The following is a 23,116-nucleotide window of genomic DNA, read 5'->3' as shown; positions in this document are numbered from 1 at the left end:
CAATCCCATGCGCAGGACAGTGACGTCCCTCGTGCTCGCGGCGGCCACCGCCTTGAGCCTGACCACTCCGGCCACCGCCGGGCCCGGCCCCGGCCCGGCCGCGACGACCACGCTCGCCCGCTTCGACCCGGCCGCCTTCGCGAACCCGCCGAAGGACAGCCGCCCGGCGATCTACTGGTACTGGAACAACACCATCACGGCCGACGTCACCGACCGGCAGATGGCCGAGATGCGCGCCAAGGGCATCCACGAGGCGGTGATCTTCCCGCTCGGCGGCGACTCGATGAAGCCGGTCTTCCTCAGCGAGGACTGGTTCACCCTGGTCGGCCACGTGCTGCGCGAGGCCCAGCGCACCGGCATGAAGATGTGGTTGTTCAACGACAACAACTTCCCGAGCGGCCGCGGCGCGAACTACGTCGTCAACGGCGGCACGCTCGGCGACCGGACGCTGCCCGCACGCCCGGAGCTGCGGCTGAAGGGATTGCTGCGCTCGACGCGGATCGTCACCGGCCCGTCGACGCTGAAGCTCGCGGAGACCTCGGGGCTCAGCGTGGACACCGGCAAGCTCGTCGTCGACCCGGCGGCCGCGCCGGGCGCCGCGCCGCTCACGCCCGGGGCCGGCTGGACCGACTACACCGTGAGCGGCAAGGTCACGCTGAACACCGGCGGTGTCCAGCTGGCGGTGCGCTCGGACGGCACTCACGGCTACCTCGTCGACGTGGACGTCAAGGGTGCGGCCAGTGTGTACAAAGTGGACGGTCCAACCCGGACGCGGCTGACCGCCGGCGTCAACACACCCGGCTTCACCCCGACCCACGTGCAGACGGTGAGCGTCACCGTCTCCGGGAACACGATCACCCCGAAGATCAACAACACCGTCCAGCCCGCGGCCACCGACACGAGCTACCCGACCGGTGCCGCGGCGGTGTCGGCCGAGGGGACGCAGCGCTCGCTGTGGGACGACCTGACGGTGACCGCCCCCGGCGGCGCCAAGCTGTGGTCCTCGACCTTCGACGACGCCACCGCGCTCGCGGACTTCCCGCAGGGCCGCGTGAACCTCGCCGGTGTCACGGCGGCGGCCGCGCGGCCGGTGGGCACGACCGCCGCGGTGGAACCGACCGGGGACACCTGGCAGGTGCCCGCGGGCCGCTGGCAGGTCGACGTCTACTCGCAGGTCCTCCTGCGCGACGACTCCAGCGGGTACGTCCGCGGCTACCTCGACCTGCTGGACCCGAAGGCGACCGACGCGTTCCTGAGCATCGCGCCCGAGGAGTACGTCCGCCGCTTCCCGTGGGCGATGGGCACGGTCGTGCCCGGCTTCTGGGACGACGAGCCGTTCCTCGCCTCGGCGCAGCCGCACCCGTTCAAGCGCCTGCCGTCCTCGCCCGGGCTCGCCGACGCCGTCCGCGCGGCCGGCGGCACCCCCGGCGTCGCCTACACCGCGGCCGCCGACGGTCTCGACGCGGTCGCCGACCGGGCCGCCGGGACGTACTGGCGGGCCGTGAACACCCTCTTCGCCACCAGCTACTACCAGCGCGAAGCGGCCTGGATGGCCCAGCACGGCCTGAAGCTGATCTCCAACCCGCTGCTCGACGAGCAGGGCCCGCAGCAGCGGATGAACTCGACGGGCGACCTGGCCAAGGACAACCAGTGGGCGCAGGTCCCCGGCAGCGACATGATCACCACCGACTACACCGCCGGTGAGCAGACCACCTTGGCGCGCAACGCGTCCTCGGCCGCGCACCAGAGCGGCGCGCCCCGGTCGCTGATGGAGACCTTCGGCAACGCGGGCTGGCAGGTGGCGCCCGACTACATGCACGCCACTGTCGGCGCGCTGGCCACCCGGGGCGTCAACCTCACGTTCCTGCACGCGATGTACACCGACGAGGTGTCGGTGACGTTCGCGCCGCCGTTCGGCCCGCGCAGCACGTTCTGGGAGGACATGCCGGACGTCGACGCGTGGATCGGCCGCGTGATGGAGCTGGGCCGGGGCACGAACCTCGCCCGGACGGCGATCGTGCAGCCGCAGCGGGCCGCCGAGCAGACCCGGAAGTCCGACGCGGCCCACCAGCTCGACAGCGACCTCTCCGCCACGGCGTTCGCGCTGGAACGCGGACAGGTCGACTTCGACCTGCTGAGCGACTCCTCGCTCTCCGGCGACCCGGCCGCGCGCTTCCAGGCCCAGCCGCGCGGCGGGACCCTGCGGGTCGGCCAGGCGGACTACCGGCTCGCGGTGCTGCCGCGCACGCCGGTGCTGGATCTGGCGACCGCACAGACGCTGTCGAAGTTCGTGCAGGACGGGGGACACCTCGTCGCCGTGGGTCCGCTGCCGACGCGGGAGGCGACCGGCCGGGACGCCGACCTGGCCCGGGAGCTGCGGAACCTGTCCGGCGGCTCGTCGTGGACCCGGCGTGGCGCCGGGGCGGTCGCGCTCGTCACCGGCGTCGACGCGATCGCGGGCCTGGCGCAGAACGCCGGGTTCGGCGCGGCGCGGCTGCAGCCCGCGGCGGACGCCGTCCGGGTGCAGCGCACCGGCCGCGGCGCGGACACGGCGTTCCTGCTGAACAACGAGAGCGACGCCGTGGTGACCACCACGGCGACCTTCCCGGTCGACGGCACGCCCGAGATCTGGGACCCGCGCACCGGCACGGCGAAGGTCGCCACGGCGTACACCACGGGCCGGACCACCACGGGCGTCCCGGTCACGCTCCAGCCGTACGAGACGCTGGGTGTGGTGTTCCGCAAGGGTGTGCGCGACACCGCGCACCTGACCGACGGCACCCTGCCCGCCACCTCGGTAACCCGGACCGGGCGCGACCTGCGGGCCGCCGTCACGGCGACGGCACCGGGCACCTACGCACTCACCGGGCAGGCGAACGGCCGCACGTACCGCGGCACTGCGCAGGTCACCGACCCCCTGGCGCCGATCGCGCTGAACGGGCCGTGGACCGTCCGCTTGGAGCAGGACGGCGCCGTCGCCGCCGAGCGGCCGCTGGGCTCCTGGACGACCTTCGCGCCGACGTTCTCCGGCAGCGCCGTCTACACGACGACGGTGACACTCACGCCGGCCGACCTCGCGAACCGCGAGCTGGTTCTCGACCTGGGCGAGGTGCACGACCTCGCCACCGCGACGGTCAACGGCACCGAACTGCCCGCCGCCCTCTGGCACCCGTACACAGTGGACGCCACGAAGGCGCTGCACCCCGGCGTGAACACGATCAGCGTGCGCGTCACCAACACCCTGGCCAACTCGCGCAACAAGATCCTCGCCTCGGGCCTCGCCGGCCCGGTCGCGCTGCGCCCGCAGGCCACCCTCACCGCCCGGCTGGAGGCCACCCGATGACAGTCAGCAGACGCACGGTGCTCACGATCGGCGCCGCACTCGGCGTCGGGGCCACGCTCTCGTGGGCCCCACCGGCCCTCGCCGCCCCCGGGAAGCCGTTCGCCCGCCGGTTCGCGAAGCCGGACGCCTCGACGGCCGCCAAGTTCCGCTGGTGGTGGCCGCACGGCCTGGTCGACCTCACCGAGATCGCCCGCGAGGTGGACCAGATCGCCGACGCCGGGTTCGGCGGCGTCGAGATCCAGGACGTCCACCACAGCGTCCAGACCGTGATGGACCCCGAGCACCACGGCTGGGGCACGCCCGCGTGGCTCGCGGCGGTGGAGACGGCGCTGCGCCGGGCGAAGGCCCGCGGGCTGACCGTCGACCTCGCGATGGGCCCGTGCTGGCCGACCGCGGTCCCGACCATCACGCCCGACGACGTCGCGGCGAGCAAGGAACTGGCCCACGGCGTCGTCACCGTCAACGGCACCTACACCGGGCCGCCGCCGGCCGCGGTGGTGCCCGCCGAAGAGGGCGTGGGCAAGCAGGAACTGGTCGCCGTCCAGGCCGCGCAGGTGATCGGCTCGCCCACCGCGGCCACGGTGACGCTGGACCCGGCGACCGTGCGCACGGTGGACGTCCACAACGGACAGGTCGACTGGACCGCGCCGGCGGGCACGTGGATGCTGTTCGCGTACTGGGCGCGTGGCTCGGCGCAGCAACCGGAAGCGGGCCCGCACACCACGCCGCTCGCCTACGTCGTCGACCACTTCGGTGCGGCGGGCACGCGGGTCGTGCTCGACGAGTGGAACTCGACCATCCTCACCCCGGCCATCCGGCGCCTGCTGAAGGACGTCGGCGGCGACCTGTTCGAGGACTCCCTGGAGATCGAGACCGACGCGACGGTCTGGACCCCGGGCTTCCTCGCCGAGTTCCGTCGCCGGGCGGGCTACGACCTCCTGCCGTACCTGCCGGTCATCGTGCAGCGCAAGGGCAAGTACCTGTTCGCCTTCGACGCCGACACGTCCAACCACGTGCGTGACGACTACAACCAGGTGCTCTCGGACCTCTACCACGAGAACCACCTGATCCCGGTGCGGGACTTCGCGCACCGGCTCGGCATGACCCTGCGCGTGCAGCCCTACGGCCTGCAGACCGACGCCATCCGCAGCGCCGCGCTGCTGGACGTGCCCGAAAGCGAGTCGCTGGGGTTCAAGAACCTCGACGACTACCGCGTGCTCGCGTCCGGCCGCGACATGGGCGGGCGGCAGCTGCTGTCGTGCGAGTCCGCCGCGTACGCGAACGGCGCGTACAACACCACCTGGGACAAGGTCCTGCAGACGATGGGCAGCGTGTTCGCGGGCGGGGTGAACCAGGCCGTGCTGCACGGCTTCGCCTACGCGATGGCACCCGGCGCCGAATGGCCCGGCTTCGCGGCCTTCTCGCCGTACAACGGCACCGGCATCGGGTACGCCGAGGCGTGGGGCCCACGCCAGCCGACGTGGGGGCACGTGCCGGACATCGCCGGCTGGTTCGCCCGCACGCAGCTGGTGCTGCGCACCGGACGGCCGCAGACCGACCTCGCCTTCTTCCGCCAGAAGGGCTGGACGTCCACCGGCATCGGCGCGCCGTGGGCGACGAACGACGGCATCCCGGTCGGCTGGACCCACGGCTTCCTCAGCGAGGCGGTGCTGGACCTGCCGAGCGCCGTCGTCCGGCACGGCAGGCTCGCACCCGGCGGGCCGGCGTACAAGGCGATGATCCTCGGCGGCGACCAGTTCCACGGCAGCGAGCACACGCTGTCCGTCCCGGCGGCGCAGCGGCTCCTGGACTTCGCCCGCGCGGGCCTGCCGACGATCGTCATCGGCGCCTGGGCCGACGTCCACGCCGAAGGCATCGCACAGCCGGGGGAGAACGACCGGGTGCGCGGGCTGGTCACGTCGTTGCTCGCGCAGCCTTCGGTGCGCGTCGTCGCCGACGCCACCGGCATCCCGGCCGCGCTCGCCGAACTGGGCGTCACGCGCGATGTCGAGCACGACCGGTCGACCGTGATGAGCGTGCACCGCGTCGACGGCGACACCGACTACTACTACCTCTGCAACGCCCGGCACGCCGAGAACCGCAAGATCACCGCCGTCACGCAGGACGTCTGGCTGACCGCGCGGGACCGCGACGCCCAGCCGTTCGTGCTGAACGCCTGGACCGGCGAAATCGAGCGGCTCGGGGTGTTCACCCGCTCCGGCGACAAGATCAAGATCTCCGTGTCGCTCAACCCGGGCCAGTCCGTCATCGTCGCCCTCGCGCCCGACCGCGGTCCGCACGCGGTGGCGACGGACGCGCCCGAAGTGCGGTACCTCGACGGCAAGCTCGTGGTGCGTTCCTCGGCCGCGGGTACCTACTCGACGACGCTGTCGACCGGCCGCGTCGTGCGAACTCCGGTCGCCGCGCCACCCGCGCCGATCGCCTTGCCCGCTTGGGATCTGGAAGTCGAGGACTGGCAGCCGGGCGCGACGCCGACGTCGACGCTCAAACCGCTCCGGCGGCTTTCGCTGACGGCGCTCGCGCCGTGGCCGTCGATCCCCGGGCTGGAGGACGTCTCCGGCGTCGGCCGGTACCGCACCACGGTCGACCTGGGCCGGTGGGACCGGGACCTGGGTGCGTACCTGGACTTGGGGGAGGTGTTCGACACCTACCGCGTGCGGGTCAACGGCACCGCGCTGCCGCCGTCGGACGTGCTCGACACCGTCGTCGACGTCGGGCCGTGGCTGCGGCCCGGGCGCAACAGCCTCGAGGTGGAGGTCGCCACCACGCTGAACAACCGGCTCCGGGTGAGCCGTCCCGCCGTGTTCGCGGTCGCGGCTCGGCAGGCCTACGGGCTGGCCGGGCCGGTGCGCCTGCTGCCCTACCGGCAGGAGGAGATCCGATGAAGAGCATTCGCGGCGCCGGCGCGGCCCTCGGCCTGGCGGCGGCCCTTCCCGGCGGAGTGGAGGCCCGGTGAACATCACCCGGCGCACCGCGCTCGGCCTCGGTGCCGCACTCGGGCTCGCGGCCGCGGCGCCGTGGAGCGCTTCGGCTTCGCCGGGCGCCCCGGTGCGGCCGGTCGCGCTCGGCGGTGTCCGGCTCCTCGAAAGCCGGTACCTGGCGAACCTGCGCCGGACCGTGGCGTACCTGAAGTTCGTCGACCTCGACCGGCTGCTGCACACGTTCCGCCTGACCGCCGGGCTGCCCACCGCGGCCGAGCCGTGCGGTGGCTGGGAGGCGCCGGACAGCCAGCTGCGCGGGCACACCACCGGGCACCTGCTGTCCGGCCTGGCGCTCGCGGCCGCGAACACCGGCGACGCCGAACTGACCGCGAAGAGCACGCGGCTGGTGGCCGCCCTGGCCGAATGCCAGGCGGCGTCCGGCTACCTGTCCGCCTTTCCCGAGCAGGCCTTCGCCGACCTCGAGGCCGGGAAGTCCGTGTGGGCGCCGTACTACACGATCCACAAGATCCTCGCCGGGCTGCTCGACCAGCACCGGCTGCTCGGCACCGGCGGCGCCCTCGACGTCGCCCGCGGCATCGCGCGCTGGATCGACGCGCGCACGGCTCCGCTCTCGCACGACGCCATGCAGAAGGTGCTGCACACGGAGTTCGGCGGGATGAACGAGGCACTGGCCAACCTGTACGCCGTCACGAAAGACCCGTTGCACCTCACCCTGGCCCGGCGGTTCGACCACGACGAGATCTTCACGCCCCTCGCCGCGCGCCAGGACACCCTCGCCGGGCGGCACGCCAACACCGACATCGCGAAGATCGTCGGCGCGGCGGCCGAGTACGACGTGACCGGCGAGCAGCGCTACCGCACGATCGCGACGTACTTCTGGGACCAGGTCGTGCACCACCACAGCTACGTCATCGGCGGCAACGCCGACGCGGAGTTCTTCGGGCCGCCGGACCAGGTCGTCAGCCGGCTCGGCGAAAACACTTGCGAGAACTGCAACAGCTACAACATGCTCAAGCTCGGCCGGCTGCTGTTCCTGCAGGACCCGAGCCGGACCGGGTACCTCGACCACTACGAGTGGACGCTGCTCAACCAGCTGCTGGGCGAGCAGGACCCGGACTCGCCGCACGGGTTCGTCACCTACTACACCGGGCTGGTCCCGGGCGCCGCGCGCAAGGGCAAGGAGGGCGTCGCCTCCGACCCCGGCACGTACAGCAGCGACTACGGCAACTTCACCTGCGACCACGGCACCGGCCTGGAGACGCACGCGAAGTACGCGGAGAACATCTACTTCACCGCCGGCGACACGCTGTACGTCAACCTGTTCATCCCGTCCACAGTGGACTTCCACGGCGTCTCGGTGCGGCTGGAGACCGAGTACCCCTACGACGAGACGGTGCGGCTGCGCGTCGACGGCTCCGCCGCGTTCGCCCTGCGCGTCCGGATTCCCGCGTGGGTCTCGGATCCCCGGCTGACGGTCAACGGCGCGCCGGTGACCGCGTCCCCCGGCCGGTTCGCCACGATCCGACGGCAGTGGCACCGGGGCGACGTCGTCGAGCTGCACCTGCCGATGACCCCGCGGTGGCTGCCCGCGCCGGACAACCCCGCGGTGCGGGCGCTGACGTACGGCCCGCTGGTGCTCGCGGCCCGGCACGGGGACGCGGTCCCGCCGGTCATCCCGACGGTGGACCCGGGCACGCTGCGACGCGAGCCAGGGCGGGCGGAGTTCAGCGTGCTCGCCGGTGCGGAGCGGGTGCGGCTGAGCCCGTTCCTCGACGTCCAGCACGAGCACTACAGCGTCTACTTCGCGTCGCCGCCGGCCCGGCCCGCGCCGAAGACCGTGGCGGTGTACCCGCTGGGCGCGAGCCTGGCGGAGGGTCTCGGGCGTTGGCCGGACGCGGTGCTCGCCCGAGGTGCGGCGCCGGGGGAGCGGGGCATCGAGCTGGACGGCGTCAGCGGGCACGTGCGGCTGGCGCCGGGGCTGCCGGCGAACCTGACCGAGCTGACGGTGTCGATGTGGGTCCGCCCGGACACGATCGTCAACTCGGCGCGGGTGTTCGACCTGGGGTTCAACGCGCAGTCGTCCCTGTTCCTGACCCCGCGCACGGGCCTGGGCGTGGCCCGCTGCGCGATGAAGCTGGGCGGCATGGAGACGGAGGACTTCGTGGACGCCGCCGTCGCGCTCCCGGCGGGGGTGTGGACCCACGTGGCGGTGACGGCGGGCGCCGGCCTGCGGCTGTACTTCGGTGGCTCGCTGACGGGGGTGAACCCGGCGCCGCTGATGAGCCCGCTCCTGCTGGGCGCCACCCAGCTGAACTACCTGGGCCGTTCCCAGAACCCGAAACACCCGTACCTCAAGGGGGCGGTCGCGGACTTCCGGCTGTACGGCCGGGCGCTGGGCGAAGCGGAGGTGCGGGCCCTGGCGGTTTGAGCCCGGCTGCCCCACCGGGGCGGCTACCCTGGCCCGGTGGTGCAACGCTCAGGCCGGGAGCAGCCCGTCGTCACGCTGGTTCACGGGACGTACGCCCGGAAGGCAGCCTGGACGAAGCCCGACAGCGCGCTCAGCAAAGCTTTGACGGATGCCGGCTGCCGGGTGGCCCCGTTCACGTGGTCCGGCCGGAACTCCCATCGTGCCCGGACCGTGGCGGCCCGCGATCTGGCCGAGCACCTGCGCCTGGAGGCGGCGAAGAACCCGAAGAGCCGGCTGTGGATCCTGGCGCACAGCCACGGTGGCAACGTGGCCGTGCACGCGACGGCCGAACTGCGCCGGGCGAAACGCGCCCGGCGCGTCTCGACCATCGCATTCGCCACGCCGTTCATCCACTCGCGCGTGCGGAAGCCCCCGGGCTGGCTGATCTTCATCCAGCTGCTGTTCGGTCCGCTGCTCCTGCTGGCCGCGGGGGAGAAGGTCGTGACCGGGCCGCGGGGGTACCTGGACTGGGTGCTGATCGTCATCGGCGGGTTGTTCGCCCTGGCACTGGTTCTCTGCGCGGCCGGCGCCCGGATTCACGGAGGCGACCGGCGCACCCTGCTCGACGCGGTCCACGCACCGGCGATGGGCCGCGACGAGCTGTTCGTCGTCCGTTCGGCCGGCGACGAGGCCTCGGCCCTGCTCACGACCGGCCAGTTCGTCGGCTGGGCGGCGGGAGTGCTGTGCCGTCCGCTCGCGAACCTGCTGTTCTGGGCTTTGTTCTTCGTGTTCGTGAACGCGTCGGTGCTGGTTTCGGCCGTGCTCGGGATTCCCTTCGGCGTGACCGTGCTCCTGGACGTGTTCCCGCTCCCGGGGTACGCGGTGATCACGGTCGTGACGGCGATGCTGCTGGCGTCCCTGGTGTTCGGCCTGGACGGCCCGTTCGTGTGTCTGTTCGCGTTCAGCTCCGCCGAGCCCGCCCCACCCGGACACGCGACCCTCCTGCAACTGGAACCCTTCGCGGCGGGGACGGGTGGTTTGGCGCATTCCCGCGTCCACGGGGAGGAAGCGGTGATCAAGTCGGTGATCACCATCATCCGCGGGCAGGCTTCGGGCTGATCGCGGCCCGGCACCGCACCGACCCCGACGGCCGATCCGGCGTGCCTAACGCTCGTAGGCGGGGATGGCCGCGAGCACCGCGCCCAGGCTGGGGAGCCACCGGCGGTGGGGGTCGGGGGCGGTGAGCCATTCGGTCGCGACGTCCGTGCGCCCGGAGCCGGCCGGCAGCGGGAGCAGTGTGCCCCAGGCGAGCACCTCGACGTTCTTGGGGAGGGTGTCGCGCGGGGGGATGAGGCCGTCGGTCTCCGCTAGGACGGCGACCCGCGGACCCTGGCGCGTCGGGAGGATCATCGCGGGACCCTCGCACCCGGTGGCGGCGAGCCGGGCGAGGACCGGTGCCGCGTTGAGCTTGGGCAGCGTCACGGCGCAGATCCCGTTCTCCAGCGCCAGTGCCGGGTGCGGGCCACGCCACTTCACGGGCCAGCCGAACAGCCGGCCGTAGTAGACGTCGAGCCGCTCGCCCGCGACGGCGGAACCGATCGGCTGCAGCTGCTGGTCGAGCGACATCGTCGACGCCTTCCGCTCGGCGGGGTGGGCCGTGGCGGCCCGGGCTTGCCGCTCAGCGTAACGGCACTCAGTGCCGCTAGCAAGCCGGGCTGCTACGGTCCCGGTCATGACCGACCTGCCGCGCCGCGCGCCGGCCACCCGGGCCGGAGCGACCCCCGCGGGCCGGCGGAAGCTGCGCCGCGCGCTCGCCTCCGCGGCCGTGGACCTGTTCGTGGCCAACGGCTACGAGGCCACCACGGTGGACGAGATCGCGGCGGCCGCGGGGGTCGGGCGCCGCACGTTCTTCCGGTACTTCGACGCCAAGGACGACGTGCTCTTCGCCAACCACGACGAGATCGTCGCGGAGATGGAGGAGGCCTTCGCCGCCGCGGACCCGGCGCGCGACCCGGTGGAGGTGGCCTGCGCGGCGGTCGGCCTGGTGCTCGATTCCTACGCCGCCGACCTCGACATCTCGCTCAAGCGCTTCACGCTGACGCGCAAGGTGCCTTCATTGCGGGACAAGGAGGTCGCGACGGTCGACCGCTACCAGCGCGTGCTCGCGCGCTACCTGCAGGCGCGGTTCGAGGAGCGGGGCGACGAGATGGCCGGCCTGCGCGCGGCCGTCGCCGCCGCGGCGATCGCGGCCGCCAACAACCACGTGCTCCGGCGCTGGCTGCGCAGCGGCGGCAAGGACGACATCACGGCCAGCGCCGCGGAGGCGTTCGCGCTGGTGATCGACGCTTTCCGGCCCGGAAGCGGCCAGGAGGGCACGGTGGTCGCCGTACTGAGCACGGCGACGCCCCTCAACGAGGTCATCGCCCAGGTGAGCGCGGCCCTGCGCGGAACCGGTCAACCAGGCGGCTGACGGCGCTGGCACTCAGTGTCATAAGCGAAGCCGGGTCCTTCAGGTGGCGATCCGGTACCCCACCCCGAGCCGGTCGATGTCCTCCAGGTCCTCCGGGTACAGGCCCCGGCCCGTGAACCGTTCCACCGCCACCAAACCCTTCTCGTCGCGGTCGCGGTAGTTCTCCAGGTCGAGGCCCGCCAGTGCCGCCGTCACCTCGGCGGCCGCGGCCGGTTCCTCCAGGCCCGGCTCGAACGCCGACAGCAGCTCGCCGTCGCGGGCGAAGGACAGCCTGCTCAGCCCGTTGACGTTCCAGAACATGCTCGCCGCCCGGCCGGCCCGCGACACGGGGGTCAGGACTTCCTGCCACGAGCCGTAGTAGCCGTTTTCCTCGATCGCCAGCACGACGCCGTCGAGGTCCAGCACCGCCAGCCACGGCTCCGCGAACGTCTCCCGCAGCTCGTCCAGTGGCTCGGGGTTCGCGGGGTCCGCGCCGAAGCCGCGGAGCACCTCCTCCACCGGCAGGCCGGTGACCACCGTGACCGTCGCCGCCGTCACCAGCCGGGTGCGCTTGAGCCAGCGGTAGCGCAGTTCGGGCCGGTCGGCGAGCGGCGGCTCGGCCTCGCCGCGCAGGCGGTGACCGAGGCGGTCGGCGCGGGCGTGCACCACCGGCGGCTCGGCGGGCGCCGCCCAGACCCAGACGTCGTAGCCCTCGTCCTCCGGGTTGTCGCGGCCGTACGCGTGCACCCGGACGCGGTAGTCGCCCGGCCACGGCGGCGTCTTCACCCCCTCCCCGTGCGACGGCGCCAGGCGGGCCGAGCCGTGCTCCGCCCGCCAGCTGAGGTCGAGGACCTCTTCCCAGCCCAGCGTCTCCACCGTCTCGGGCGGCTCGGCCAGGACCCGGACGCCGACCCGCACCGAGCCGTGCTCCGTGCCGGTGCGGATCACCACGCCCCCGTCGACGGCCTCCGCGAGCCCGTTCTCCGCGAAGTCGCCGGACGCGGGGAACTCGCCTTCGGTCAACGCGAAAACGTGGTCGCGAACCTCCAGGTGCGTGCTCCCGGACTGCGGCAGCCGGTACTCCGCGCGCTCCTTCTCCCGCAACGCCACTTCGTATCCGGCGGGCATCGGAGCCGACCGGAGCAGCCCGGCCGCCACGCCGAGAGCCGTCCCCGTGATGGCCGCGACACCGGGCTGGGCGGTCTCGCGCGCCGCGATCGCCGCCGTCACCAACGCGATCGCGAGGTAGGTGGCTCCGTGCGCGGCCGCGATCGCCGCTTCGTCGCCTTCGGCGGTCAGAAGCGGCGCGAGCGCGTCGTCGGCCACCAGGCCGGCGGTCAGGTCCGTCACCAGCTCGAGCAGACCCGGCCGGACGTGGACCAGCAGCCGCGTTTCCCGCAGCGCCTCCGTTTCGTGGTCCGAAGTGAGGAAGCCGAACGCCCCGGACGGCGGCGGCGCCAACCCTGCCGTCACCTTCGGCGCCTCGATCGCGAGCGCGGCGAGGGGCAGCTCCACGGCTCCGTGCACGCGTTCGACCACCCAGGACGGCAAGCTCCGCAGCGACCGCACGACCTCGGGCTCCGCGTGCTCCGGCCGGTCCGGGAACCGCGGCGGCTCCGGCCCGAAGGACAGCCGCCCCAGCACCGCGGCCGGCGTGGGCGGGATCAGGGCCCGCACGGCGGGCACGGCAGCGGCCACGGCGGCGGCAAGGTTTTCCCCCATACCGCCACTTTGCCAGCCGTGCCCGGCGCCCGTGCCAACGCCCGGCCGGAGTCCGCGACGAATTCGGGCGGCGGGCCGAATCCGTTCGACCGAGTGGGTGATCCGACGACGATTACGGTGCGTTCCGGGTGAGAGTGCGTTCGGGTTGTCTTCGCGCGTCGGTCCCGTTCTCCGGCCCGGCAGGGTAGACAAGGAAGTCCGGGAGGCGCGGGGGTGTGGCGATGCACAGCGCCGGTGAGTGCGGAACGGCTCGTCGGTGACCGGGGGAAAGGGATCCGGCGAACCGTTCACCGCGGCGCGGGATTCCGGCATTCCGGCTCAGCAGAACGCCGCGAACCGCGGTGCGGCACCGACGTCATCGGCTGTTCCGCGCCGGCTGCCGCCACCACCGGCGGATTTCCTCGGCCGGGCCGGCGAACTCGAAGCGATGGACACGTCGACCGCACCCCGAAACGAGAGTGAAACCCGGGCACGGCTGGTGGTTGTCGTCGGTCCCGGTGGCGTGGGCAAGACGGCGCTGGCGGTGACCTGGGCGGCCGCGCACGCGCACCGCTACCCCGACGGACAGCTCTTCGCCGATCTGCGGGGTTTCTCGGCGGAGAAGGCGGTGGTGCCGGACGAGGTGCTGGGCGCGTTCCTGCGCGCCTTGGGCGTCGCGCCGGAGCGGGTCCCGGCCGGCCTCGCGGAGCAGGCCGGGTTGTACCGGACGGTGACCGCGGGGCGGCGCCTGCTGGTCGTGGTGGACAACGCGGTTTCGACGGCCCAGGTGCGTCCCTTGGTCCCGGCTTCGGCCGGTTGCGCGGTGCTGGTGACCAGCCGGCTGCGGCTGGACGGCCTGTTCGCCGACGGGGCGCGGTTCGTCGACGTGGCCCCGTTGCCGCGGGACGACGCGGTCGCGTTGCTGGCCCGGACGGTGGGCCGCCGCCGGGCGGAGGCCGAGCCGTCCGCACTCGCGGAGCTGGCCGGCCAGTGCGGCCGGTTCCCGATCACGCTGCGGGTGGCGGCGGCGCGGCTGGCCGCCCGTCCGCGCTGGCCGGTTTCCCGGGTGGTCGCGCAGCTGCGGGACGAGCGGTCGCGGCCGCTGACGTTGTCGCGGCTCTCGGAGGCGGACGACTCGGTGACGGCCGCCTTCGACTGGTCCTACCGGGAGCTGCCCGAGCCCGTGGCGCGCCTGTACCGGTTGACGGCCGAGCTCCCGGTCGCGGAGTTCGGCACGAAGCTGGCGGCCGCGGTCACCGGGGTACCGGAGCGCGAGGCGGCCGAGGCGCTGGAGGTGCTGGTCGACCGCAGCCTGCTGGCGGCGGCCGACCTCGACCGCCACCGCTTCCACGACCTGGTCCGGCTGCACGCGCGGGCCCAGCGCGACGACGGGCGGTTCGAGGTCGTCCCGCGCGCGGCCGGCTGGTACCTGGGGGAGATGACGCGCGCGAACCTGGTGGTGATCCCGCTGCGCCGGCGGTTGAGCCCGGTCGCCGGACAGCTGCGCGACGAGCCGGCGTCGTTCGCCACCGACGGCGAGGCGCTCGACTGGCTGGCCGGCGAACTGCCCAACGTGCTGTCGCTGCTGGACGAGGCGGTGGACGAGCGGCACGACGAACTCGCGTGGCAGCTGTGCGAGGCGTTGTGGGAACTGTTGTTGTACCGCAAGCACTATCCGGAGTGGCTGCGCTCGCACGAGCTGGGGATCGCGGCGGCCCGGCGCTGCCGGAACCGGCCGGCGGAGGCGCGGCTGCGCTCCCAGCTCGGGCGGGCGTACCTGGATCTGGGGCAGTTGCCGGAGGCGGAACGGGAGTCCCGCTGGGCGGCCGAGCCGGCGCGCGAGGCGCAGGACCGGCGCAACGAGTCCGCGGCGCTGGAACAGCTCGGCACGGTCCTGCAGCGCCGCGGGGACGTCGGCGCCGCGGCCCCGCCGGACCGGCGAGGCGGGACGTGAGACGAGCGCGACGCGGAAGCCGGCGACGGCCGGGGAGGCGAGCGCCGGCACGGCGGAATCACCGGAGCGGCGAGGTGAGGCGTGAGACGACCTCTTCGTGGAAGCCGGCGACGCCCGGGTAGGCGAGCGCCGGCAGGGGCACGGCGGAATCGCCGAGCACGCAAGGACGTCGGTGGGATTCGGGCGGGTCACGCGCCCGGGAGGCGAACCCAGGCGCGTGCCGCGGCTACTCCTGCCCGGTGAGCAGGTTGATCAGGCTCTGGGGTGTCTTGTCGCCGAAGCAGAGTTCGAAATCGCGGGTGGCCTCGGTGACTCCCTCCGCGCTTCGGGCGAACAGTGCGGCCTCGTACTCCGCGAGCGCGGCTTCGGTGTCGCCGGGGTGGGCGGCGAGGGCCTGGCCCAGCTCCGCGCCGTCGTCCATGGCCGAGTTGGCGCCTTCGCCGTTCGGGACCGAGAGGTGGGCGGCGTCGCCGAGGAGCGTCACTCCCGGCCGCCGCTCCCAGCGGTGGCCGACCGGCAGGGCGTGGATGGGGCGCAGGACCGGCGCGGTCTCGCCGTCGGTGATCAGCGCCGTCAGCTCCGGGGCCCACCCGCCGAACTCCTGCGCGATCCGCGCGGTGGCCGCGGCGGAATCGGTGAAGTCGATGGCGGCGAACCAGTCCTGCGGCTGGGACAGCACCACGTAGGTGTGGAGGTTCCCGCCGCTTTCCCGGTGCGCCATGATCCCCTTGCCCGGCTCGAGCGCGTACAGGGCCCCGCCGCCGACGGCCTTCGCGGCGGCCGGGTGGCGCGTGTCGGCGTCGAAGAGGTACGTCTCGACGAACGAGGTGCCGACGTATTCGGGCACCGCGGCGGAAACCAGCGGCCGGACGCGGGACCACGCGCCGTCCGCCCCGGCCAGGAGGCTCGTGCCGGCCGTGGTGCCGTCGGCGAAGGTCAGCTCGTGGCGGCCGTCGCCGAGCTCGCGGACGCCGGTGACCTTGTGGCCCCACCGGACGGTGCCGGCCGGGAGCGCCTCGAGCAGGATGCGGCGCAGCTCGCCGCGCTGCACCTCGGGACGGACGCCCGTGCCGTCGTCGGGTTGGTCGAGCAGGACGGTCCCGTCCCGGTCGAGGATCCGCGTGGCCTCGCGGCCTTCCAGGATGAGCTCGCGGAACTCGTCCAGCAGGCCGGCCGCCTCGAGGGCCCGCCGGCCGTTGTGGTCGTGGATGTCGAGCATCCCGCCCTGCGTGCGCGCCGCCGGCGAGGGCTCGGCCTCGTAGACCGTGGCCGGGATGCCGTGGACGTGCAGGACGCGGGCGAGCGTGAGGCCGCCGAGGCCGGCGCCGACGATCGTGACGGGGGTGGGCATGGGTGGCTCCTTCGGGCCGGAGGCCGGTGAGCCTCTCTGGAATGTCGTTCCAATATTGGAACGGCGTTCCAGATGTGTCAAGATGGGGCATGGCAACGCGGACGCACCGGGCACACCGGCGCGCAGAGGCGCTCTCCCGCGAGCGCATCGTCGAGGCCGCCGTCGAGCTGCTCGACGCGGACGGCGAGGGCGGGCTGACGTTCCGGGCGCTGAGCCGGCGCCTGACCACCGGGCCCGGGGCGATCTACTGGCACGTGGCGAACAAGGACGAGCTGCTCGGCGCGGCGACCGACGCCGTCGTGGCCGCCGCGCTGGCCGCCGAGCCCGCCGGCCCGCCCGGCTCGCCGCAGGAGGAGATCCGCGCCGCCGCGCTCGGCCTGTTCGCCGCGATCGAGGACCACCCGTGGCTCGCCACGCAGCTGTCGACGCAGTTCTCCCGCAGCCCGTGGGGCTCGGTGACCCCCCGGATCTTCGAAGCCATCGGCCGTCGGGTCCGCGCGCTGGGGGCGCCCGAGGACAGCTGGTTCACGGCGACGTCGGCGCTGGTGCACTACATCCTCGGCGCCGCCGGCCAGAACGCCGCGAACGCCCGCGTCCCCGAGGCCGGCGCGCGCCGCGCCGAGTTCCTGGGCGCGGTGTCGAAGGCGTGGGAGGAGCTCGACCCCGGCGAGTACCCGTTCATCCGGGCGGTCACGGACCAGCTGCGCGAGCACGACGACCGGGAGCAGTTCCTCGCGGGGATCGATCTCGTCCTCTCCGGCATCGCCGCGCTGCCCTCGGACCGCGAATAAGGACCGCCGCCGTATTCTGCCGGTGCGACGAGTTTCCGAGGAGCGTCCGTGCGTCACGCCACCTGGTCCACTTCGGACGTCCCACCGGGACAGGCCGCCGGTTACTGGCGCGACCTGGTGTGCGCCACCTTCGTGCGGGTCCGGGTGGAGCCCCTTGCCGACGAGGGGTTCGCGGGCACCGTGAGCCACCGCGACCTGGGCCCGCTGGGCGTTTCCCGGCTGCGGGCCGACGCGCAGAAAGTGCGCCGGGACCCCGCGTTGATCACCGCCGGCGACGAGTACGTGCTCGCCAACATCCAGCTCGACGGGCACGGCTTGGTGACCCAGCACGGCCGGACCGGCGTCCTCGCGCCCGGTTCACTGGTGTTCGTCGACAGCACCGAGCCCTACGCGATGGAGTTCGCCGGCCCCTTCGCGCAGCTGGTCGTCCGGGTCCCGCAAACCCAGCTGCCACGCCGCGACCTGAGCGTGGCGACCGCGGTGGCACTACCGGGCGCGGGCCCGGCCGGGGTCGTCACGGACTTCCTCGCCGGGCTCGCGCGGCTCGACCCCGCGGACGCCCGCGGGCTCGCGCTCCACGCCGTGGCGCTGATCGACACCGCGCTCGGCTGGGCCGCCCGTCCTGCGTCCGCCGGCGACGGCGGGCTCGCCTTCGTGCGCGAACGGATCCAGCGGTTCCTGCGGCGGAACTTCACCGATCCCACGCTGGACGCCGGCGCCGTGGCGGCCGCGTGCGGGATCTCCCGGCGCACGCTGTTCCGGGCACTGGCCGGCGGTGAGTCGTTCGGCGGCCAGCTGCGCCGGCTGCGCGTCGCCCGCGCCCAGGAGCTGGTGCGGGCCAAGCCGTCCTGGCCACTCGAGCTGGTGGCGGGGGAGTGCGGGTTCGGCGGCGCGGTCCAGCTGCACCGCGCGTTCAAGGCGCTCACCGGCACCACGCCCGGGGACTACCGCGATGGCACTCGCCGTCAGGAAGCCGGGCACTGATCGTCGGTCCGGGACGGCCGCGGCCGGGGACGCTCGGTGCCATGTCCGAAAACCCCGCCTTCGACGGCCGGCTGCTGATCGGCGCCGCCGGCTCGGCCGCCGTCGCCCTGCTGCCCGTGTTCGTTTCCGCGCTGCGCGCTTCCTTCACCGGAACGGTGTCGGTGCTCATGACCCCCACCGCGACGAGGTTCGTCCCCGCGTCGACGATCGCGCTGTTCGCCGACCGGGTCGTCACCGGCGACGACCCGGCGACCTGGGCGCGGGCGAACCACCAGAGCCTGGCGGCGGAGAACGACCTGCTGGTGGTCCTCCCGGCGACCGCGAACCTGCTCTCGGCCGCCGCTTCCGGTGCCGCGCCCCACCTGCTCGGCGCGGCGATCCTGGCCACCACCGGGCCGGTGGTGTTCTTCCCGGTCATGTCCGCCGAAATGTGGGCGAACCGGGCGGTGCGGCGCAACGTCGCACGGCTGCGCGAGGACGGCCACGTCGTCGTCGACCCGGCGACGGCTCCCCGCTACGACGTGGCCGCCGGCGGGTTCGTGGAGAGCCCGGCGCCGCCCGCACCACCCCGGTTCGTCGAGCTCGTGCGGGAGCACCTCACCCGGTGAACAGCGTCCAGTTCTCCGCCAGGGCGAACCCCATCTGCTCGTAGAGCGGCACGCCCAGCGGGCTGGCGTGCAGGAACGCCGTCCGCGCGCCCAGGGCGTACCCGTCCCGGAGCACGGCCGCCGTCGCGGCGCGGCCGTAGCCGCGGCGGCGGTGCTGCGGCGGCACGCCGATGTTGAACACCCCGACCATGTCGTCCACCATGACGCCGAAGGACGTCGCGACGGCGACGTCGTCGAGCTCGGCGACGTAGGCCCGCATGGTCGGGTGGTCCAGCACGGACGGCCGCGCGAAGACGGCGAACAGCGCGTCCGGCCCTTCGTACCCCGCGGCCATCGTGGTCCGGTAAAGGTCACTGTCCACACTGGAGACGTGCCGCACCTTGAGCCCGCCGGCCTCGGTGCCGCGGGCGTCGCTCGCGTCGAGGTCCTTCAGCATGAAGGGCAGGAGCATCCGCCGGCCCAGGCCGTGGGCCGCCGCGGTGGCGACGATCCGCTCGTCCACCGCTTCGCCGCGGACCTGCACGCTCCACGCGACGGACGCCAGCCGCGGCGACCCGGCGAACTCGGCGACCTCGCCGGGGGCCGGCTCACCGGCGACGCTGACGACCCCGTTCAGCAACGGCATCGGCGCCCCGCTGACGAGCTCGGCGGTGCCGGCGGTGCCTTCCCGGAAGAACCCACCCGGCTGGGTTTCGGCGAACAGCGCCATGGAGCGGATCCAGGCCCGCGCGGCCCGGTCGGTTCGTTGGTCGGTCATGCGGCGATTCTGCAGGGGCGACATCGACGTCCCGCAGACGAACCGCATCCGGCGTGAGCCCGGTCACCGGGCACCTGGGGCACGCGTTTCCCTGCGGCAACTTCGCCCTCGACTTCGCGGGCACGCCCGCGCCCGGGCCCGGCTCCTCGGCCCTGTGCCCTTGCCTACCTCGACATCGCCTGGTTCGCGGCGCGGGTGGTGCGCGGTGCCCACCCGCGGAGACAAGCTGAAGCCGCCGCGCTCGGGTGTCACAAGAGCGGCGCCGCCGGTGTCTGGTGGGCGTTCCGATCCCGACACGAGTGAGGACAAGCCATGGAATCCCGCATCGACCTGTTCGCCACCGAGACCGGCGCCCGGCTCGGCAAGCGGTTCGCCGGCCTCGGGCAGGTGATCGAGCGGTCGCCGCTGCCGAAGAGCACCCAGGAGCTGGTCAGCCTGCGGGCCAGCCAGATCAACGGGTGCGGCTGGTGCCTGGACATGCACACCAAGGAGGCCGCGGCCGCCGGGGAGACGGCCGTCCGGCTGCACCTCGTCGCCGCGTGGCGGGAGTCGACCGTGTTCACCGAGGCCGAGCGGGCCGCGCTCGCGCTGGCCGAGGAGGGCACCCGGCTCGCGGACGTCCACGACGGCGTCTCCGACGCGACCTGGGCCCGGGTGCGCGAGCACTACGACGACGAGCAGGTCGCCGCCCTCGTCGCGCTGGTCGCCCTGATCAACGCGGCCAACCGGCTCGCCGTGATCGTGCACCAGAAGGGGGGTTCCTACGAGCCCGGGATGTTCGCCGAACTCGCCTGAGCACCGGGAAAGGCGCCCCCGTCGAGGGGCGCCTTTCCGGCCGGGGTCAGACCGGCCGGCGGTTCAGCAGCGCGGCGAGGATCGTGCCGAGCACCACCACCGGGGTGATCCAGAGGAAGGCGCCGCCGATGTTCCCGGCCACGTCGTCGCCGAGCAGGCTGCCGAAGACGGCGACCCCGAACGCGGCCCCGATCGAGCGGGCGAAGGTGACGACCGCGCTCGCGGCCCCGATGTCCGCGGCCGGGACCGCGTTCTGCGCCGCCGTCAGCGCCACCATCGGGACCATGCCGATGCCGACGCCGGCCACGAGGAAGTACGCGATCAGGGCGAGCTGCGCCGTCCCGGGCGCCAGCGTGCTCAGCAGCAGGAGCCCGGCGACGTTCAGCGCCATGCCGGTCACCAGGATCACCCGCAGGCGCGCCGGGTTCGCGACCCACCGCCCGGCGAACGACTGGCTGACCACCAGCCCGAGCACCAGCGGCAGCATGTGGACCCCGGAGAGCGTGGCCGACACGCCGTCGACGACCTGGAGGTACGTCGGCAGGTACACCAGGACGCTGAACATCGCGACGTTGGCGACGAACCCGATGAGCGACGCGAGCACGACCGTGCGCGAGGCGAACATCGACAGCGGCAGCACCGGGGCCGCGGCGCGGCGCTCGACCGGGATCACCAGTCCGATGAGGACGATCGCGACGGCCGCGAGCGCCAGGGTGCCCGGGGACGTCCAGCCCCACCGCGGCCCGAACGACGTGATCAGGACCAGCGCGGTGGCCGCGCCGGCCAGGAGCAGCGCGCCGGGGTAGTCGATGCGGGCGGCCGGCTTCCGGGCCGCGGCGGGCAGCGCCCGTGCGGCGAGGACCAGTGCCACCAGCCCGACGGGCACGTTGATCAGGAACGCCCACCGCCACGAGAGCTGGTCGGTGAACAGCCCGCCCAGCAGCGGGCCGGCGATGCTCGCGACGCCGTACACCGAGCCGAACCGGCCCTGGTAGCGGCCGCGCTCGGCGGGTTCGACGATGTCGCCGACGAGCGCGAACGCACACACGATCATCCCACCGCCGGCCAGGCCCTGCAGGACGCGGGCGGCGATCAGCTGGGGCAGGTCCTGGGCCAGGCCGCACAGGGCGGAGGCGACCAGGAACGCGGTCGTGGCGACGAGGTACAGGCGCTTGCGCCCGAGCATGTCGCCGAGCTTGCCCCACAGCGGCGTGGCGGCGGTCGAGGCGAGCAGGTAGGAGGCGGTGATCCAGGCGATGTCGCGGAACCCGCCGAGGTCGGCGGCGATCCTGGGCAGGGCGGTGGCGACGATGGTCTGGTCCAGCGCGGCCAGCAGGACGGCGAGGACCAGGGCCGCCATCGCCGGGCGCACGGCGGGGCCGACGGGTCTGGCGGGGGTGTCGAGAGTCATCGGTCTTTCTTTTCCGGAACGGTGATGGTCTTGTATTCGGTGTAGCCGCCGAGCCCGGCGGCGCCGTATTCGCGCCCGAGGCCGCTGGCCTTGAACCCGCCGAACGGGCCGTCGAAGCCGATCGGCGCGCCGTTGACGGTGACGGTGCCGGTGCGCACCCGGCGGGCGACGTCCAGCGCGTGCGCCGGGTCGGCCGACCAGACGCCGCCGGACAGGCCGTACTCGGAGTCGTTGGCGATGCGGACGGCGTCGTCCTCGTCGTCGTAGGCGATGACGACCAGGACCGGGCCGAAGATCTCCTCCTGCGCGATCCGCATCGAGTTGTCGACATCGGCGAACACCGTCGGGGTGACGTAGTTGCCCTTTTCCAGCCCCGCCGGGACTTCCGGGCCACCGGTGACGAGCCGCGCGCCCTCTTCGATGCCGATGCGGACGTAGTCGAGGACCCGCTGCTGCTGGTCCCGGCGGATCATCGGGCCGATGAAGGTCGCGTTGTCGGCCGGGTCGCCGACCCCCAGGGACTCGACCAGGTCCTTCAGCCCGGCGACCACCTCTTCGTAGCGGCTGCGCGGCGCGAGGATGCGGGTCTGCGCGATGCACGATTCGGCGTTGTTGAGCAGGGAACCGAACTTGAGGCCCTGGACCGCCGCGTCGAGGTCGGCGTCGGGCAGGATGATCGCGGCCGACTTGCCGCCGAGCTCGAGGCTGACCCGCTTGAGCTGTTCCCCGGCCAGCGACGCGATGCGGCGCCCGGCGCGGGTGGACCCGGTGAAGGCGATCTTGTCGACGTCCGGGTGCTTGACGAGGTACTCGCTGGTCTCGCGGTCGGCGGGCAGGACGTTGATGACGCCCTCGGGCAGCCCGGTTTCCGCCAGCAGCTCCGCGAGGAGGTTCATGCTCAGCGTGTTCTCGGGCGAGACCTTGAGGACGACGGCGTTGCCCGCGAGCAGCGCCGGGACGATCTTGGCGAACGCCGACGAGAACGGCGAGTTCCACGGGATGATCGCGGCGACCACGCCGACGGCCTCCCGGCGCACGACCGACCGGAACGGCGCGGCGGGGTCCGACGGTTCGAGGGTCTTCTCCCAGTCGAACTCCTCGGCCGCCTTCAGGTAGGCGTTGGCCTGCCGGGTCAACCCGGGCTGGCCGGCCTTGGTGAACCACAGCGCCGAGCCGTTCTCCGCGGAGATGAGCGCCGCGATCTCGTCCGCGCGCTTCTCGCGCAGGGCGGCCAGCCGGCGGAGGACCGCGATCCGCTCCGCGGGCGGGGTGTGCGGCCACGGGCCTTCGTCGAAGGCCTTCCGGGCGGCCGCGACGGCGCGGTCGACGTCGGCGGGCAGTGCCTGCGCGGCGCGGCCGATGACCGTGTTGTCGTGCGGGGAAACGATGTCCAGCAGCTCGGTGCCGCTCGGCGTGGTCCACGCGCCGCCGATGAAGAGCTGGGTGTGAGTGCGCACTGCCTACCTCCTGGTCGCTTGGTTCTGTCTCATCAATGTAGCACTTGATGACTGGAAGGAGCGCATCTGTGAGGCGCTGCACAAGAGGCGCACCGGTGACGTACACGCACTGCGTCACCCGACGCTCGCGGGCGCGGTCCGGCCA

General features: G+C 73.4%; 16 protein-coding genes. 10 read left to right on the top strand and 6 right to left on the bottom strand.

Features of this window, described 5'->3' with window-relative positions; all coding sequences use genetic code 11:
• The first annotated feature begins 7 nt into the window (after positions 1 to 7).
• The 4 genes from ACH54P_RS09295 (at position 8) to ACH54P_RS09280 (ending at position 9,832) form a co-directional block, all read left to right on the top strand.
• On the top strand, positions 8 to 3,343 hold the full coding sequence (locus tag ACH54P_RS09295) for a glycosyl hydrolase (RefSeq protein ID WP_489911933.1): 3,336 nt from the start codon (positions 8 to 10) through the stop codon (positions 3,341 to 3,343).
• Entirely contained in the window at positions 3,340 to 6,249 is a 2,910-nt protein-coding gene (locus ACH54P_RS09290) for a glycosyl hydrolase (protein ID WP_489911932.1), read from the top strand. The genes ACH54P_RS09295 and ACH54P_RS09290 overlap by 4 nt, the downstream gene beginning before the upstream one ends.
• A 67-nt stretch (positions 6,250 to 6,316) precedes the next feature.
• The gene (locus tag ACH54P_RS09285; RefSeq protein WP_489911931.1) at positions 6,317 to 8,734 is read left to right on the top strand and encodes a beta-L-arabinofuranosidase domain-containing protein; all 2,418 of its coding nucleotides are present in this window, start codon (positions 6,317 to 6,319) and stop codon (positions 8,732 to 8,734) included.
• A gap of 36 nt (positions 8,735 to 8,770) precedes the next feature.
• Positions 8,771 to 9,832, top strand: a complete 1,062-nt coding sequence (locus ACH54P_RS09280) for an esterase/lipase family protein (RefSeq protein WP_489911930.1) — start codon at positions 8,771 to 8,773, stop codon at positions 9,830 to 9,832.
• 45 nt (positions 9,833 to 9,877) lie between these two features.
• Here the strand turns inward: ACH54P_RS09280 and ACH54P_RS09275 are convergent, their stop codons facing one another.
• Complete coding sequence (locus ACH54P_RS09275) at positions 9,878 to 10,339, bottom strand: glycogen operon protein GlgX (RefSeq protein WP_489911929.1); 462 nt, start codon at positions 10,337 to 10,339, stop codon at positions 9,878 to 9,880.
• Between the two features lie 106 nt (positions 10,340 to 10,445).
• Here ACH54P_RS09275 and ACH54P_RS09270 point away from each other — a divergent pair, with 106 nt between their 5' ends.
• Complete coding sequence (locus tag ACH54P_RS09270) at positions 10,446 to 11,183, top strand: TetR family transcriptional regulator (RefSeq protein ID WP_489911928.1); 738 nt, start codon at positions 10,446 to 10,448, stop codon at positions 11,181 to 11,183.
• Positions 11,184 to 11,222: 39 nt separating this feature from the next.
• Here the strand turns inward: ACH54P_RS09270 and ACH54P_RS09265 are convergent, their stop codons facing one another.
• Positions 11,223 to 12,884: a DUF6461 domain-containing protein gene (locus ACH54P_RS09265; RefSeq protein ID WP_489911927.1), complete on the bottom strand. Its 1,662-nt coding sequence runs from the start codon at positions 12,882 to 12,884 to the stop codon at positions 11,223 to 11,225.
• 478 nt (positions 12,885 to 13,362) lie between these two features.
• Here ACH54P_RS09265 and ACH54P_RS09260 point away from each other — a divergent pair, with 478 nt between their 5' ends.
• Complete coding sequence (locus ACH54P_RS09260; RefSeq protein WP_489911926.1) at positions 13,363 to 14,817, top strand: ATP-binding protein; 1,455 nt, start codon at positions 13,363 to 13,365, stop codon at positions 14,815 to 14,817.
• 226 nt (positions 14,818 to 15,043) lie between these two features.
• Here the strand turns inward: ACH54P_RS09260 and ACH54P_RS09255 are convergent, their stop codons facing one another.
• On the bottom strand, positions 15,044 to 16,168 hold the full coding sequence (locus ACH54P_RS09255) for an FAD-dependent oxidoreductase (protein WP_489911925.1): 1,125 nt from the start codon (positions 16,166 to 16,168) through the stop codon (positions 15,044 to 15,046).
• Between the two features lie 89 nt (positions 16,169 to 16,257).
• Between ACH54P_RS09255 and ACH54P_RS09250 the strand changes: the two genes are divergently transcribed.
• From ACH54P_RS09250 to ACH54P_RS09240, 3 genes are read left to right on the top strand one after another with little or no spacing between them, the layout of a single operon-like run.
• A complete protein-coding gene (locus ACH54P_RS09250; protein WP_489911924.1) occupies positions 16,258 to 16,959 on the top strand; it encodes a TetR/AcrR family transcriptional regulator in 702 nt (233 codons plus the stop codon).
• Between the two features lie 48 nt (positions 16,960 to 17,007).
• Positions 17,008 to 17,943 (top strand): AraC family transcriptional regulator, encoded by a 936-nt coding sequence (locus ACH54P_RS09245; protein WP_489911923.1) that lies wholly within the window; start codon positions 17,008 to 17,010, stop codon positions 17,941 to 17,943.
• A gap of 41 nt (positions 17,944 to 17,984) precedes the next feature.
• Complete coding sequence (locus tag ACH54P_RS09240; RefSeq protein WP_489911922.1) at positions 17,985 to 18,551, top strand: flavoprotein; 567 nt, start codon at positions 17,985 to 17,987, stop codon at positions 18,549 to 18,551.
• On the opposite strand, the gene ACH54P_RS09235 is transcribed toward ACH54P_RS09240, so the two are convergent.
• Positions 18,541 to 19,308 carry a GNAT family N-acetyltransferase gene (locus tag ACH54P_RS09235; RefSeq protein ID WP_489911921.1) on the bottom strand — a complete coding sequence of 256 codons (768 nt, stop codon included), beginning with the start codon at positions 19,306 to 19,308 and terminating at the stop codon, positions 18,541 to 18,543. The two genes, ACH54P_RS09240 and ACH54P_RS09235, sit on opposite strands and share 11 nt — an antisense overlap.
• 312 nt (positions 19,309 to 19,620) lie before the next feature.
• Between ACH54P_RS09235 and ACH54P_RS09230 the strand changes: the two genes are divergently transcribed.
• Positions 19,621 to 20,103, top strand: coding sequence for a carboxymuconolactone decarboxylase family protein (locus ACH54P_RS09230; RefSeq protein WP_489911920.1), 483 nt, complete (start codon positions 19,621 to 19,623; stop codon positions 20,101 to 20,103).
• 46 nt (positions 20,104 to 20,149) lie between these two features.
• Here the strand turns inward: ACH54P_RS09230 and ACH54P_RS09225 are convergent, their stop codons facing one another.
• Both ACH54P_RS09225 and ACH54P_RS09220 read right to left on the bottom strand, forming a co-directional pair.
• The gene (locus ACH54P_RS09225) at positions 20,150 to 21,514 is read right to left on the bottom strand and encodes an MDR family MFS transporter (protein ID WP_489911919.1); all 1,365 of its coding nucleotides are present in this window, start codon (positions 21,512 to 21,514) and stop codon (positions 20,150 to 20,152) included.
• Complete coding sequence (locus ACH54P_RS09220) at positions 21,511 to 22,971, bottom strand: aldehyde dehydrogenase (protein ID WP_489911918.1); 1,461 nt, start codon at positions 22,969 to 22,971, stop codon at positions 21,511 to 21,513. The genes ACH54P_RS09225 and ACH54P_RS09220 overlap by 4 nt, the downstream gene beginning before the upstream one ends.
• Positions 22,972 to 23,116 lie beyond the last annotated feature (145 nt).

It is taken from the genome of Amycolatopsis sp. N2S4-7, from assembly GCF_058119595.1.
This window is presented reverse-complemented; position numbering and strand designations above follow the sequence as displayed.

Excerpts from the sequence above, each read along its gene's own strand:
- ACH54P_RS09235 (WP_489911921.1), bottom strand. The coding sequence starts at position 19,308 with ATGACCGACCAACGAACCGACCGGGCCGCGCGGGCCTGGATCCGCTCC.
- ACH54P_RS09275 (WP_489911929.1), bottom strand. The coding sequence starts at position 10,339 with ATGTCGCTCGACCAGCAGCTGCAGCCGATCGGTTCCGCCGTCGCGGGC.
- ACH54P_RS09230 (WP_489911920.1), top strand. The coding sequence starts at position 19,621 with ATGGAATCCCGCATCGACCTGTTCGCCACCGAGACCGGCGCCCGGCTC.
- ACH54P_RS09250 (WP_489911924.1), top strand. The coding sequence starts at position 16,258 with ATGGCAACGCGGACGCACCGGGCACACCGGCGCGCAGAGGCGCTCTCC.
- ACH54P_RS09270 (WP_489911928.1), top strand. The coding sequence starts at position 10,446 with ATGACCGACCTGCCGCGCCGCGCGCCGGCCACCCGGGCCGGAGCGACC.
- ACH54P_RS09290 (WP_489911932.1), top strand. The coding sequence starts at position 3,340 with ATGACAGTCAGCAGACGCACGGTGCTCACGATCGGCGCCGCACTCGGC.
- ACH54P_RS09240 (WP_489911922.1), top strand. The coding sequence starts at position 17,985 with ATGTCCGAAAACCCCGCCTTCGACGGCCGGCTGCTGATCGGCGCCGCC.
- ACH54P_RS09265 (WP_489911927.1), bottom strand. The coding sequence starts at position 12,884 with ATGGGGGAAAACCTTGCCGCCGCCGTGGCCGCTGCCGTGCCCGCCGTG.
- ACH54P_RS09255 (WP_489911925.1), bottom strand. The coding sequence starts at position 16,168 with ATGCCCACCCCCGTCACGATCGTCGGCGCCGGCCTCGGCGGCCTCACG.
- ACH54P_RS09225 (WP_489911919.1), bottom strand. The coding sequence starts at position 21,514 with ATGACTCTCGACACCCCCGCCAGACCCGTCGGCCCCGCCGTGCGCCCG.
- ACH54P_RS09295 (WP_489911933.1), top strand. The coding sequence starts at position 8 with ATGCGCAGGACAGTGACGTCCCTCGTGCTCGCGGCGGCCACCGCCTTG.